We start from the raw sequence: 13061 nt of genomic DNA, 5'->3' as shown, positions 1-13061 counted from the left end.
CATTGTTCTCCGCAGCGGAACAGTCCGATGGACCGTCTCGACGACATGCTGGCCTTCATCAAGGTGGTGGACGCCCGCAGCTTCACCGCCGCCGCCGACCGTTTGAACCTGTCGAAATCGGTGGTGTCGCGGCGGGTGGCCGATCTGGAAAACCGGCTGGGCGCCCGGCTGCTCAACCGCACCACCCGCCGTCTCAGCCTGACCGAGGTGGGGCAGGCGTTCTATGACCGCTGCCAGCGCATTCTGGCCGACCTGGAAGAGGCGGAGCAGGCGGCCTCCGACCTTCAGGCGTCGCCGCGGGGGCGGCTGAAGCTGGCCGCGCCGCTGTCGTTCGGCATCCAGCATCTGGCCCCGGCCATCACCGCCTTCATGGCCCAGCACCCGGCCATCGAGGTGGATGTGGAACTGAACGACCGTTACGTCGATCTGGTGGACGAGGGGTTCGACATGGCGGTGCGCATCGGGCGGCTGCGCGACAGCTCGCTGATCGCCCGCCGGCTGGCCCCGTCTCGCCGGGTGCTGGTGGCCAGCCCCGCCTATCTGGACCGCGAAGGCACGCCCGAGGCGCCGGAGGATCTGGCCCATCACCGCTGCCTGCTCTACACCAACACCCCCGCCGCCGAACAATGGCAGTTCCGCGTGGGGACCGAGGTGAAATCGGTGCGGGTGTCGGGGGTTCTGCGGGCCAACAACGGCGACCTGCTGATGGCCGCCGCCATGGCGGGGCAGGGGATCGCGGTGCTGCCCACCTTCATGTGCGGGCAGGCGGTGGAGGCGGGGGCGCTGCGCTGCCTGCTGTTCGATTGCTACGTGTCGGAATCGGCGGTCCATGCCGTCTATCCGCAGAACCGCCACCTGTCGTCCAAGGTGCGGGCGCTGGTGGCGTTCCTGGCGGCCCGCTTCGGGCCGGAACCGTACTGGGACGCGGGGCTGCCGGCGGCGGTGACCCGCCCCGCCGCCGCCCGGGCCGTCACGGAGTGAGCCAGCGCTCCAGCGCCGCCAGAAGCTCCACCTTGGGCACCGGTTTGGACAGGTAATCGTCCAGGCCCGATTGCAGGCACCGGTCGCGGTCCTCCGGGTCGGCGTGGGCGGTGACGGCGATGATCGGCATCTGCCCGCGCCCGCCGGGCAAGGACCGGATGGCGGCGGTGGCGGCCATCCCGTCCATACCGGGCATGGCGATGTCCATCAGCACCGCTTCGGGCGGTTCCGCCGCGTCGGCCACCATGCGCACCGCCTCTTCCCCGCTGGCGGCGAGCTCGATCGTGAATCCGGCCTTTCCCAGCACAGCCCCGGTGACCATGCGGTTGGTGGGGCTGTCGTCCACCACCAGCAGCCGCCCGCCGCGGTGCTGCGCCCATGACGACAGCCGGTCCAGCCGGCTGCCGCCGGCCACGGCGGATGGAACCGCCGCCGGGGCGCAGGGCTGGGGGCAGACCGAACAGACCGGGTTTTCCTTGTCCTGTTCTTGGGCCATGGCCGCCATCTGACGGGCCGAGGCCAGCAGCGCCGCCTGTTCCGCGGTCAGCCCGGTGGCGGCCAGCCGGTCCAACACCCCCACAAGGGCCATGACCGGCGAAGCGCCCCGCTTCACGCACTCATTCTCGCCGGGGCCGCCGCTGCCGCAGGACAGGGATCCCCCCTGCGGACGCCGTGGCTGGGGGGAGGGCAGGGAGGCGAGAGGCGACAGGTTGAGAGTGAAACCCTCGTCCAGCCGGACGGCCTTCAGCCGCAGACGCCCCACGGTGACGGTCTCCAGCGGTTCCCCCGTCTGCACCACCCGCAGGCAACGGTCCAGCAGAACGGGGTCGGTACCGAAAAGGTCGCTGGCGGTCCGGCCGGGCAGGGTGGCGTGATCCACCCCCAGCAGGCGCCCGGCGGCGGGGTTGGCCAGCCGGCATTCGAAATCCCGGATGGTCCCGTCATTCCCGGTCACGGGGCAGAAGGCCATCATCCCATCGGTGGAACCGGCCAGCACACCGGACAACAATGCCTCGCTGCGTTCCAGCCGGCGGCGCGCGTCCTCCCGCTCGGTCACGTCCAACTCCTGCACCAGGATCACCGTGCGGCCGGTGGCGGGGTCCAGGGTGCGCCGCAGATAGAGATCGTGGTGGCGTGCCCCCCGCTGGGTCATCACCTCCGCGGTCAGGCGGGTGGTCTCACCGTCACTCAGGGCGACCAGCGCGGCTTGCGCGGCGGTCCGGTTGCGCACGTGATCCAGCAGCGGCGGCTTGATCCCCAGGGCCAGGATGGCCGCGGGATTTTGAATCAGACAGTCGCCATCCTGGGTGTAGACGGAAATCGCCAACGGCGTCTGACGGAACGCCTCGGTCCAGCGCAGCGCCTCCAACCCCAAATCCACCTGGGGCGGCGCGGCGGCGGCGGTGACGCGCATGGCGATGCGGCCGTCGGCCAGTTTCTCGCCCCGGCATTCGCACTGGATGGTCTTGGGACGCCCGCGGGGATACAGGGTCCACAGATCATAGACCACCTGTCCCTGGCGCAGCCGTTCCCCCATGTCAAGGAGACGGGCGCGGGCGGCGGGGCTGAGGGTGGCGAAATCGCGCTCCAGCAACTCGTCGCGGGAATCCGCCTCCCAGAACTCCACGGCGGCCGGGTTCGCATCCACCATGCAGAAGCGGTCGAGATCGAACAGCCAGCTTGCCAGCGAGGCATGACTTATGCCGTCGCACAGGTTGATCCGACCTTCGGCTCCATTCAGGAGGATGTGCATGCTGCTCGTCCGACCGTCACGCATTCGCAAATTGCACTGCAGTTTGGCGCTGCACCCTGAGAAAGTGAACCTTTTCCGGGTGCGGATCGCCCCGCACGGTCATGAGAAGCAATTGCGGGGCCAACCCGGCCCACAGCGTGGACGTGACTGTTGGACGGACGGCGGCGTGACCGCTATCCTGTTCCGTATGGACGCTGGGCTGATGGGAAGGATGAATGGGAATGGGCGGGATCGGACGTCTGTGGGTGATGCTCGCCGGTCTGGGCGGGGCGGTGGCCGTGGGGGCCGGAGCCTATGCCAACCACGCCCTTGCCGGGGCGGAGCACGAACAGGCGCGGGCCTGGATGACGCTTGCCAGCCAATACCAGCTTTGGCACGCGCTGGCTCTGGTTGCCGCCGCGGTGCTGGCGGAGCGCGCGGCGGGGGTGGCCCGTCTGGTGGTGCGGCTGTCGGGGTGGCTGTTCCTGGCGGGCAGCCTGCTGTTCTGCGGCACCTTGTACGCCCTGGCCTTGGGGATCGCCCTGCCTATGGGAAACACGGCCCCGGCGGGGGGATCGTCGATGATTGCCGGATGGGCGCTGCTGGCGCTGGGCGCCCTGGTGCCCGGATGGACGGCGAAGCGGCGCTGAACCGCCGCCGTCACGCCCAAGCACCGTCACGCCTAAGCACCGTCACGCCCGAGCACCGTTCCGGCTGGCCGGTATCAGCAGGGGGCGGCGGCGATCGGCTGTTCGTCGGCGTCACCGCCGCCCGGCGTTCCCGTCGCGCAGTACAGGGAATGGAGCGTTCCCATGACCGCGGTCGCTTCACCGCCGCTCAATGAATAATAGATGTTCTGTGCGCTGCGGCGGGTACGGACCAGCTTGTCCCGGCGCAGGCGCGCCAGATGCTGCGACAGCGCGGACTGACTGAGGCCGACAAGCCCTTCCAACTCGCCAACGGATTTTTCCCCCGTCGAGAGGTAGCACAGAATCAGAAGGCGGCGTTCGTTGCTCATGGCCTTCAAAAGAGTGCTTGCCTTGCGCGCGTTGGCCTGCAAATCCTCAATCTTCATCGATCTGCTTTCGTCGTGCTGTTGCCGGTCCTCAGATGCTATCTGGGGAGATAACTCGAGGCGGGCCGTGAGCGGTCATACCACACAATCAACTGGTCGTACCATACCGTTACGAAAAGTCCCCCGATCTGTCTATTAGGGATCTCCGTAATAGGGAACGCTGATGGGTGGTGCCGGAACCTTCGGGAAAATGTGATGCCGGGTCAGACAGATGTGCGGGATTGTCCGCCTCTGCCGCGCGCTTTACCATCCGTAAAACTAATTACGGGTTTTCCGAAAGAGAGGTTGGCGGTCATGGCCAGACACATCCTGGATGCCAAGGGGCTGTTGTGCCCCCTGCCGGTCCTGCGCGCGCGCAAGGCTTTGAAAAATCTGAGCGTCGGCGACGTTCTGGCGGTGGAGGCGACCGACCCCGCGGCCCCCCGCGACTTTGCCGCCTTTTGCGAGACCACGGGCAACCGCCTGACCGCGAGCACGCGCGATGATGGCGTCCACCTGCTGGAGATCGAGCGTCTGACCTGAGCCGCCGGTACGCGGCCTTCCGCGTCACGGCAACCGGGAGGCGTGCGGCGATCCGTACCCGCAATCTTCCTGTACTTTTAAAGGCGGAAGGGGAAGAATGACGGAGGGAAATGCTCTCGCAAAACAAACGATAACGACGATACATGCAGACCACACTGTTCACCCACCCGGCGTGCCTGGAGCACGACACGGGGCTGGGGCACCCGGAATGCTCCGACCGCTTGAAGGCCGTCCTGTCGGCGTTGGAGTCCGAGGATTTCTACCTTCTGGACCGGCAGGAAGGCCCCCCCGCCACGGTGGAGCAGATCGCCCGCGCCCACCCCATGGAGCACATCGAGGCGGTGCGGGCCATGACGCCCGAGGCCGGCCACCATCATGGCGTGGACGATGACACGGTGGTGTCCGCGGGGTCGTGGAACGCAGCGCTGCACGCCGCGGGTGCGGTGATCGCGGCGGTGGATGCGGTGGCCACCGGCCATTCCCGCAACGCCTTCTGCGCCGTGCGCCCGCCGGGGCATCATGCGGAACGGGCCAAGGCCATGGGGTTCTGCCTGTTCAACAACGTGGCCGTCGGTGCCTACCACGCCCGCGCGGTCCACGGGCTGCAGCGGGTGGCGGTGATGGATTTCGACGTCCATCACGGCAACGGCACCCAGGACATCTTCCAGTCCGATCCCGACATGCTCTATTGCTCCACCCACCAGTCGCCGCTGTACCCCGGCACCGGCGATCCGGCGGAAAAGGGCGATTACGGCAATTGCGTCAACGCCACCCTCCCGGCGATGGCGGGCAGCCCGGAATTCCGCCACGCCATGAGTCATGTGATCCTGCCGGCCATCGACCATTTCAAGCCGGACCTGATCATGATCTCGGCGGGGTTCGACGCCCATTCCCGCGATCCCATGGCCGGTCTGCACCTGATCGACGACGATTTCGTCTGGGCCACCCGCAAGCTGGGTGACCTGGCGCGTACCCATTGCGGGGCGCGCATCGTCTCGGTCCTGGAAGGGGGATACAACCTTCGGTCGCTTGCATCGGCCTGTGCTGCCCATGTGCGCGAGCTGATGGCGGCCTGACCGGCCCCGCAGACCGGTAAAAAACCCGTTTCGGACGGTGTGCCCGCCCATGGCACGCCGTCCGGGCTTGCGTTGGGTGGGGGGGAAGTCCTACTTTCCGGGACGATACGATCACAACGGAACCGTCATGTCCGACACCCCGCCGATCCCCGCCGACATCGCAGCGCTCAGCTTCGAAGACGCCCTGGCCGAGCTGGAGCGCATCGTCCGGCAGCTTGAAGAGGGACGCGGGCGGCTGGACGACGCCATTTCCTCCTATGAGCGGGGCACCGCGCTGAAGCGCCATTGCGAGGCGAAGCTGCGCGAGGCCCAGGAAAAGGTGGACAGGATCACCATGGCCGCCGACGGCTCCGTCGGGACGGAACCTGCCCGCATCGGCTGAGAGCTTCACGTGATCACCCCCTTGGATTGACGAGCATGGACGAAACCAGTTTCAAGGCGGCGCTGGCCGAAGCGGCGGAAGCGGTCGAAACCGTGATGGGCCGCCTGCTCCCTCTGCCCGATCTGGTGGAGGCCCGCCTGTTCGAGGCCATGCGCTATGGCGCCTTGGGCGGCGGCAAGCGGCTGCGCCCGTTCCTGGTGCTGTCCAGCGCCGGGCTGTTCGGGGTCAACCCCGACTGCGCCCTGCGCGTGGGTGCGGCGGTGGAGATGCTCCACAGCTATTCCCTGATCCATGACGATCTGCCGGCCATGGATGACGGCGAGTTGCGCCGCGGGCGCCCGACGGTCCACCGGGAATTCGACGAGGCGACGGCCATCCTGGCCGGCGACGCCCTGCTGACCTATGCGTTCGAGGTGCTGGCCGATCCCGCCACCCACGAAGACCCCAACGTGCGGTGCCAGTTGGTGGCGGCGCTGGGCAAGGCGGCGGGGGCTCACGGCATGGTGGGCGGGCAGATGCTCGACCTGATCGCCGAGCACGAGACGTTCGACATGACCGCCATCACCCGGCTGCAGCGGATGAAGACCGGCGACCTCATCGCCTTTTCCTGCGAGGCCGGGGCCATTCTGGGCAGGGCGTCGCCGCCCCAGCGGCTGGCGTTGCGCGCCTATGCCCACGATCTGGGGCTGGCGTTCCAGATCGTGGACGACCTCCTCGACGTGGAAGGGACGGAGGCCGAAACGGGCAAGACCGTCGGGCGCGACGCCGATGCCGGCAAGGCGACGTTCGTGTCGATCCTGGGCCGTGAGCGCGCCCGTGCCCAGGCCGGGCTTCTGGCCGCGCAGGCGGCGCAGCATCTGGAAATCTTCGACGGCCGGGCCGGCCTTTTGAAGGCCGTGGCCGATTTCGTCGTTCACCGCCGGTCCTGACGGGCCCACGGGTGACAGGGAGGCTTTGACCAGCGTGACCGCGACCAGCAAGACGCCGCTCCTCGACCGCGTGCGCACCCCCGCCGACCTGCGGGGATTGAAACCGGACCAGCTTCGCCAGCTTGCCGACGAACTGCGCATTGAGACCATCGACGCCGTGTCCGTGACCGGCGGCCATCTGGGCGCAGGGCTGGGCGTGGTCGAATTGTCGGTGGCGCTGCATTACGTGTTCAACACCCCCGACGACCGGCTGATCTGGGACGTGGGGCACCAGTGCTACCCGCACAAGATCCTGACCGGGCGGCGCGACCGCATCCGCACCCTGCGCCAGGGCGGCGGGCTGTCGGGCTTCACCAAGCGGTCGGAAAGCGGCTATGACCCCTTCGGCGCCGGCCACAGCTCCACCTCCATCTCCGCCGGGCTGGGGATGGCGGTGGCCCGCGACATCAAGCAGGCGGGCAACCACGTGGTCTGCGTCATCGGCGACGGCGCCATGAGCGCCGGCATGGCTTATGAGGCCATGAACAACGCCGGGTCGATGAACAGCAAGCTGATCGTCATTCTGAACGACAACGACATGTCCATCGCCCCGCCGGTGGGGGCGATGAGCGCCTATCTGTCGCGGCTGATCTCGTCCAAGCCGTACCTCAGCCTGCGCCATCTGGCCAAGGACATCGCCGGCCAGCTTCCCCGCCCGCTGCGCACCGCCGCCCGCCGGGCGGAGGAATACGCCCGCGGGCTGGTGACCGGCGGCACCCTGTTCGAGGAGCTGGGATTCTATTACGTCGGCCCCATCGACGGGCACAATCTGGACCACCTGCTGCCGGTGCTCCAGAACGTCCGCGACGCCCAGGACGACAAGCCGGTCCTGATCCACGTGGTGACCAAGAAGGGCAAGGGCTACGCCCCGGCGGAAGCGTCGGCGGACAAGCTGCACGCGGTCGCCAAGTTCGACGTGATCACCGGTGCCCAGGCCAAGCCGAAATCGAACCTGCCGACATACACCCGCGTGTTCGCCGACGCCCTGATCCGCGAGGCGGAAGCGGACGAGCGGGTTCTGGCCATCACCGCCGCCATGCCGTCGGGCACCGGGCTGGACCTGTTCGCCCAGCGGTTTCCCGACCGCTGCTATGACGTGGGCATCGCCGAGCAGCACGCGGTGACCTTCGCCGCCGGGCTGGCGACCGAGGGATTCAAGCCGTTCTGCGCCATCTATTCCACCTTCCTCCAGCGCGCCTATGACCAGTTGGTCCATGACGTGGTGCTCCAGCACCTGCCGGTGCGCTTCGCGCTCGACCGCGCCGGGCTGGTGGGGGCCGACGGGGCGACCCACGCCGGGGCCTTCGACGTCGCCTATCTCGGCTGCCTGCCCGACATCGTGCTAATGGCGGCGGCGGACGAGGCGGAGCTGATGCACATGGTGGCGACACAGGCGGCCATCGACGACCGTGCCTCGGCCCTGCGCTATCCCCGCGGCGAGGGCATGGGCGTCACCCTGCCCGAACGGGGCAGCGTGCTGCCGTTGGGCCGGGGCCGGGTGCTGACCGAGGGGTCGAAGGTCGCCATCCTCAGCTATGGAACCCGTCTGGGCGAGTGCCTGAAGGCGGCCCAGGATCTGGGCGCCCGCGGCCTGTCCACCACCGTCGCCGACGCCCGCTTCGCCAAGCCCCTGGACGAGGATCTCATCCGCCGTCTGGCTTTGGAGCATGAGGTGTTGATGACGGTGGAGGAGGGGTCGGTCAATGGCTTCGGCGGACTGGTCCTGCATTTCCTGGCCCGTGCCGGATTGCTGGATCACGGGCTGAAGATCCGCCCGCTCACGCTGCCCGACCGCTTCCAGGATCACGACACCCCGGCGCAGCAGTACGACGATGCGGGGCTGAGCGCCAACGGCATCACCGCCGCCGCTTTGGCGGCGTTGGGCCTGGGCGAACCCTCCCTCATCGGGGTTCGGGCGTAAGGGGTGCCGCATAGGAAATAGGCCGTTCCATTGCATTGCACCATGCAAAAGGTATAGCCGGAATTTGGTAAGGGAAATAACGCTCGACCATCTGGAGCCCGGCTCCGCCGATCATTAAGATCCCGATTATCAGGCTGCATCGGGGCGTGCTGCCTGCGGCGGAGCAGGGGAGTGGTATCGCGTGGGCCTTCCGCAGCCAAATTTCCGGCATACCGGGTTGGATCTGTCCGATCCCGCCCTTCTGCTGTCCATTCTGGACCTGATGCCCACGCCGGCCCTGGTGGCCGAATGGCCGTCCCGCCGCATCCTGTGCGTCAACGCCGCGGCGGAAGATGCCTTTGGCGGGTGCCTGATGGAACACGCGATTCTCAAGGCATCCGACCCGGTGTTCGGCGCCGTGTGCGCCGACGGGGGCATCGATGCGGTGGGATCGTCGGGACGGCGTGAGCAATGGTCCGCGGTGATCGACCCGGCCACGGATGTCTGCTGGGATCTCGCCTGTTCCCCCCTGACCGGCGGTGGGCGGCAAATCGCCGGGGTGCTGCTGACCGCCCAGGACGTGACCAGCCGCGAGCGTCTGGCCGCGGCGGAAGCCGCTCACGTCCAGGCCGTGAGGGAGGCCAACCACCGGGCCAAGAACACGCTCCAGCTCATCACCAGCCTGCTGACCCTGCAAACCCTGTCCACGCCCCATCCCGACGTGCGGCGGACGCTGCAGGACTGTTGCGGGCGTATCGGCATCATCGCCCAGCTTCATCAGAAGGCCCGGCTGGAGCACGGAGCGCCACGGGTGGATTTCGCCGCCTATCTTCACGACATGGCCAACGACGTGACGGCGGCGGGCCGGGGGTGCCCGGTGGTCACGGAAAGCGATGCGGCGCTGCTGCCGGCGGAAACCGCCGTATCCCTGGCCCTGATCATCAACGAGCTGGTCAACAACGCCGCCCGCCACGCTTATGGTGCGGGGGAGGGGGGCGTGGTGTCGGTCACCTTGCGCGCCGGTGCCGACGGCGGGCGCCAGTTGGTGGTGTCGGACCGGGGGATCGGCATCCCGGCCGAGTGCGACCCGTTCCGCCAGGGGGGCATGGGGTTGAAGATGACGCGCGCCTTCGTATCCCAGCTTCGCGGGCGCATTGCCATCGACCGCACCGGGCCGGGGGTGGCCTTCGTCATCGACCTGCCGGCGCCGTGACCGCCGGCCTGCCGGCCATGACACTGCCGAATTCGGTTGCGCCGCCGGGCGTCCCTGGTCCATCCATGGCCCGGAACGACGGATAAGGGTCTTTTCGGCATGGCGCGGGTTCGGGTCGATGTGGCGCTGGTGGAGCGCGGGCTGGTGGAAAGCCGGGCAAAGGCCCAGGCGATGATCCTGGCCGGGCTGGTCTATTCCGAAACCCGCCGAATCGACAAGGCCGGCGACCTGATCCCCGCCGAAGCGCCCCTGCACATCAAGGGACAGGATCATCCGTGGGTCTCCCGCGGCGGGCTGAAGCTGGTCAAGGGGCTGGACCATTTCGCCATCGATCCCGCCGGTCTGACCGCCATCGACGTGGGGGCATCCACGGGCGGTTTCACCGACGTGTTGCTGTCCCGTGGGGCGGCCAAGGTCTATGCCGTGGACGTGGGGCACGGACAATTGGCGTGGAAGCTGCGCCAGGATCCCCGCGTGGTGGTGATGGAAAAGACCAACGCCCGTCATCTGACCGCCGCGGAAATTCCCGACCCGCTGGATCTGGTGGTGTGCGACGCCAGCTTCATCGGGCTGGAAGTCGTTCTGCCCGCCGCCATGGCCCTGACACGGCCCGGCGCCCGTCTGGTGGCGCTGATCAAGCCGCAATTCGAGGTGGGCAAGGGCCGGGTGGGCAAGGGCGGCGTGGTCCGCGACTCGGCCCTTCACGAGGAGGTGTGCGAGCGCATCCGCACCTGGATCGCCACCCTGCCGGGCTGGGAGGTTCTGGGGCTGACCGACAGCCCCATTCTTGGCCCCGAGGGCAACAAGGAATTCCTGATCGGCGCCCGCCGCTCCCTGGAAGAACCGCTTACCCCTTGAGCGGCTGGCAATAGCCGACCGCGGCCTTGATGCTGTCGCAAAAGCTCTGGGCGGCGGCCTTGTCGGCGAAATGCCCGGCGGTCAGGCGCACGAACGCGCCCTGGCCCGGCACCTCCACCGGGCGATAGGCCGGCTGCAGGCTGGACAGGGGGGCCGCCGCGTGACTCAGCTTCCGCCATCCGTCCGCCGCGTTGCCGTGGTTGCGGTAGGAGGCCAGATGCACCGTGTAGGGGCCGGTGACGGACGCGGCGGGGGCCGCCGCCGTCTTCGGCGGGGCCGGCAGTGCTGCCGGGGCGGCCGGCTGGGTCTGAACCTGCGCCTGTCCCGGCGGTACCGGTACCGGGAGAGCATGCGGGGCCGGAACCGGCGGCGTCAGGCTGGAAGCCACCCCCAGGAAAGCGGCGGCGGCGGGGAGGGTGACGGACATGGGATGCGCCTTTGATCAGCCGTGAGCGTCGAAGAGACACCAGTCTACAGCAACGGCGGCGGCGGGCAATTTTTCCGATCTTTTCTTTGGCGGTGCATCTTCGGTTGTTCGAACGGGGTCGTGTCCCCACCCGTCCGCAACGGAAGGGTCGTGTCCCATTGCGTGGTGTAGGAGCTGTGGGGAACCGGCCCGCCGCAGCGCCCTTCCATGGCTGGCGTAGGCGGGCCGGTTATCCACAGCGGGCGGTCATCGTGGTTCTTCGGTCGAGTCTGGTCACCACAACACAACCTCGACCGAGGGTGACCACGATGACCGACGAGATGATGGCGCTTCGCGCGCTGCTTGAGAAGGGCGCGGATGCCGATGTTCTGCGCGCGATGATCGGCTTCGCCGCCGAGCGGCTGATGGAGTTGGAGGTGCAGGGGCTGACCGGCGCCGGTCATGGCGAACGGTCTGCCGAGCGGCTTGTCCAGCGCAACGGCTATCGGGACCGCGACTGGGAAACCCGGGCGGGGACCGTCGAGCTGCGCATTCCCAAACTGCGCAAGGGCTCCTACTTCCCCGGCTTTCTGGAGCCGCGGCGGATGGCCGAGAAGGCGCTGACGGCGGTGATCCAGGAGGCCTATATCCAGGGCATCTCGACCCGCTCGGTGGACGATCTGGTCCAGGCGATGGGAATGTCCGGCATCTCCAAGAGCCAGGTCAGCCGGTTGTGCGCCGAGATCGACGAGCGGGTGAAGACCTTCTTGGGCCGTCCCATCGAAGGCGATTGGCCCTACCTGTGGCTCGACGCCACCTACGTGAAGGTCCGCCAGAACGGGCGTATCGTCTCGGTCGCCGTCACCATCGCCGTGGCGGTCAACACCGACGGCCGCCGCGAGGTCCTGGGCATGGACATCGGCCCGTCGGAGGCCGAGACCTTCTGGATCGAGTTCCTGCGCAAGCTCAAGCGCCGGGGGCTGAACGGCGTCAAGCTGGTGATCTCCGACGCCCATGGTGGCATCAAGGCCGCCGTCACCCGAGTCTTCCAGGCGACGTGGCAAAGGTGCCGGGTCCATTTCTCCAGGACCGCCCTTGCCCATGCCGGCAAGAGCGGCAGGCGCGTCGTCGCCGCCTTCATCGCCACGGCTTTCGCGCAGGACGATGCGGCATCCGCACGCACGCAGTGGCGGCAAGTGGCTGATCAGGTCCGAACCAAGCTACCCAAGCTGGCGGCGCTGATGGATGAAGCGGAAGAAGACGTCCTGGCCTACATGACCTTTCCCAAGGAGCACCGGGCCAAGCTCCTCTCGACAAACCCGATTGAACGTCTCAACGGCGAGATCAAGCGACGCACCGAGGTGGTCGGCATATTTCCCAACCCGGAGGCGATTACGCGCCTCATCGGTGCCATCCTCCTGGAACAGAACGACGAATGGGCTGTCCAGAGGGCGCGCTACATAACCCTGGAAACCATCGCCCCACTCGGCGATGACCCCCTCGTCAGCCTGCCTGCCGTGGCCGCCTGATCATCCCGGCCAGACCAGCCGGAGACCATGAGCGCCTCTCCGTTCCTACACCACGGCCAGGGACACGATCCGAGCGGCGCTATTACCTCGCCTCCGCCCCGCTCGACGCTGAGACCTTCGCACGCGCCGTCCGTGCCCATTGGGGCATCGAGAACCGGCTGCATTGGATCCTTGATGTCGTCTTCCACGACGACCTCGCCCGCCTGCGCTCCGGGCACGGTCCCCAGAACATGGCCGTCGTCCGGCATATCGCCATGAACCTCGTCCGCCAACCCATCGACAAACACAGTCTCAAGGTTCGACGAAAACGGGCCAATCTCGACCCCGATTATCTCGAAAAGCTCATCCGCCAATCCGGATCCTTAACCTGAAGCGATTCCCCTGCGGTCACGGGCGTGGCGTGGGGGGACTTGGGGGAG

General features: G+C 67.8%; 13 protein-coding genes and 1 pseudogene. 11 read left to right on the top strand and 3 right to left on the bottom strand.

The features are described from left to right. Positions 1-27: 27 nt before the first annotated feature. Complete coding sequence (locus M2352_RS11190) at positions 28-981, top strand: LysR family transcriptional regulator (RefSeq protein ID WP_264664563.1); 954 nt, start codon at positions 28-30, stop codon at positions 979-981. Here M2352_RS11190 and M2352_RS11185 read toward each other — a convergent pair. Continuing rightward, entirely contained in the window at positions 971-2734 is a 1764-nt protein-coding gene (locus tag M2352_RS11185; protein ID WP_264664562.1) for a response regulator, read from the bottom strand. The genes M2352_RS11190 and M2352_RS11185 overlap by 11 nt on opposite strands. Before the next feature lie 221 nt (positions 2735-2955). Here M2352_RS11185 and M2352_RS11180 point away from each other — a divergent pair, with 221 nt between their 5' ends. After that, positions 2956-3363 carry a DUF423 domain-containing protein gene (locus M2352_RS11180; RefSeq protein WP_264664561.1) on the top strand — a complete coding sequence of 136 codons (408 nt, stop codon included), beginning with the start codon at positions 2956-2958 and terminating at the stop codon, positions 3361-3363. Positions 3364-3437: 74 nt separating this feature from the next. Here M2352_RS11180 and M2352_RS11175 read toward each other — a convergent pair whose 3' ends face one another. Beyond that, positions 3438-3788: an ArsR/SmtB family transcription factor gene (locus M2352_RS11175; protein ID WP_264664560.1), complete on the bottom strand. Its 351-nt coding sequence runs from the start codon at positions 3786-3788 to the stop codon at positions 3438-3440. Between the two features lie 294 nt (positions 3789-4082). On the opposite strand from M2352_RS11175, the gene M2352_RS11170 reads away from it, so the two are divergent. The 7 genes from M2352_RS11170 (at position 4083) to M2352_RS11140 (ending at position 10707) form a co-directional block, all read left to right on the top strand. After that, positions 4083-4310 (top strand): sulfurtransferase TusA family protein, encoded by a 228-nt coding sequence (locus M2352_RS11170; RefSeq protein ID WP_264664559.1) that lies wholly within the window; start codon positions 4083-4085, stop codon positions 4308-4310. 143 nt (positions 4311-4453) lie between these two features. Continuing rightward, on the top strand, positions 4454-5386 hold the full coding sequence (locus M2352_RS11165; RefSeq protein ID WP_264664558.1) for a histone deacetylase family protein: 933 nt from the start codon (positions 4454-4456) through the stop codon (positions 5384-5386). 127 nt (positions 5387-5513) lie between these two features. Continuing rightward, positions 5514-5768 (top strand): exodeoxyribonuclease VII small subunit, encoded by a 255-nt coding sequence (locus tag M2352_RS11160; RefSeq protein ID WP_264664557.1) that lies wholly within the window; start codon positions 5514-5516, stop codon positions 5766-5768. Positions 5769-5803: 35 nt separating this feature from the next. Continuing rightward, entirely contained in the window at positions 5804-6697 is an 894-nt protein-coding gene (locus M2352_RS11155; protein ID WP_264664556.1) for a polyprenyl synthetase family protein, read from the top strand. A 34-nt stretch (positions 6698-6731) separates the two neighbouring features. Beyond that, a complete protein-coding gene (dxs, locus tag M2352_RS11150; RefSeq protein ID WP_264664555.1) occupies positions 6732-8657 on the top strand; it encodes a 1-deoxy-D-xylulose-5-phosphate synthase in 1926 nt (641 codons plus the stop codon). Positions 8658-8874: 217 nt separating this feature from the next. After that, a complete protein-coding gene (locus tag M2352_RS11145; protein WP_264664554.1) occupies positions 8875-9849 on the top strand; it encodes a sensor histidine kinase in 975 nt (324 codons plus the stop codon). Positions 9850-9948: 99 nt separating this feature from the next. Further along, positions 9949-10707 carry a TlyA family RNA methyltransferase gene (locus M2352_RS11140; protein ID WP_264664553.1) on the top strand — a complete coding sequence of 253 codons (759 nt, stop codon included), beginning with the start codon at positions 9949-9951 and terminating at the stop codon, positions 10705-10707. Here M2352_RS11140 and M2352_RS11135 read toward each other — a convergent pair. Further along, positions 10697-11134 carry an SPOR domain-containing protein gene (locus M2352_RS11135; protein WP_264664552.1) on the bottom strand — a complete coding sequence of 146 codons (438 nt, stop codon included), beginning with the start codon at positions 11132-11134 and terminating at the stop codon, positions 10697-10699. The two genes, M2352_RS11140 and M2352_RS11135, sit on opposite strands and share 11 nt — an antisense overlap. 308 nt (positions 11135-11442) lie before the next feature. Between M2352_RS11135 and M2352_RS11130 the strand changes: the two genes are divergently transcribed. Both M2352_RS11130 and M2352_RS11125 read left to right on the top strand, forming a co-directional pair. Then, complete coding sequence (locus tag M2352_RS11130) at positions 11443-12642, top strand: IS256 family transposase (RefSeq protein WP_264664551.1); 1200 nt, start codon at positions 11443-11445, stop codon at positions 12640-12642. Between the two features lie 62 nt (positions 12643-12704). After that, positions 12705-13013 (top strand): annotated as a pseudogene (locus M2352_RS11125) (ISAs1 family transposase); the annotation flags it as partial. Positions 13014-13061: the final 48 nt, after the last annotated feature.

The organism is Azospirillum fermentarium, from assembly GCF_025961205.1.
In the GTDB taxonomy this organism is placed as follows: domain Bacteria; phylum Pseudomonadota; class Alphaproteobacteria; order Azospirillales; family Azospirillaceae; genus Azospirillum; species Azospirillum fermentarium.
Note: the sequence above shows the minus strand (reverse complement) of the source record. Positions and strands in the feature narration are given on the sequence as shown.

Bases quoted from the DNA above. Each gene is read 5' to 3' on its own strand.
- M2352_RS11190 (WP_264664563.1), top strand. From the start codon at position 28: ATGGACCGTCTCGACGACATGCTGGCCTTCATCAAGGTGGTGGACGCC.
- M2352_RS11185 (WP_264664562.1), bottom strand. From the start codon at position 2,734: ATGCACATCCTCCTGAATGGAGCCGAAGGTCGGATCAACCTGTGCGAC.
- M2352_RS11180 (WP_264664561.1), top strand. From the start codon at position 2,956: ATGGGCGGGATCGGACGTCTGTGGGTGATGCTCGCCGGTCTGGGCGGG.
- M2352_RS11175 (WP_264664560.1), bottom strand. From the start codon at position 3,788: ATGAAGATTGAGGATTTGCAGGCCAACGCGCGCAAGGCAAGCACTCTT.
- M2352_RS11170 (WP_264664559.1), top strand. From the start codon at position 4,083: ATGGCCAGACACATCCTGGATGCCAAGGGGCTGTTGTGCCCCCTGCCG.
- M2352_RS11165 (WP_264664558.1), top strand. From the start codon at position 4,454: ATGCAGACCACACTGTTCACCCACCCGGCGTGCCTGGAGCACGACACG.
- M2352_RS11160 (WP_264664557.1), top strand. From the start codon at position 5,514: ATGTCCGACACCCCGCCGATCCCCGCCGACATCGCAGCGCTCAGCTTC.
- M2352_RS11155 (WP_264664556.1), top strand. From the start codon at position 5,804: ATGGACGAAACCAGTTTCAAGGCGGCGCTGGCCGAAGCGGCGGAAGCG.
- M2352_RS11140 (WP_264664553.1), top strand. From the start codon at position 9,949: ATGGCGCGGGTTCGGGTCGATGTGGCGCTGGTGGAGCGCGGGCTGGTG.
- M2352_RS11135 (WP_264664552.1), bottom strand. From the start codon at position 11,134: ATGTCCGTCACCCTCCCCGCCGCCGCCGCTTTCCTGGGGGTGGCTTCC.
- M2352_RS11130 (WP_264664551.1), top strand. From the start codon at position 11,443: ATGACCGACGAGATGATGGCGCTTCGCGCGCTGCTTGAGAAGGGCGCG.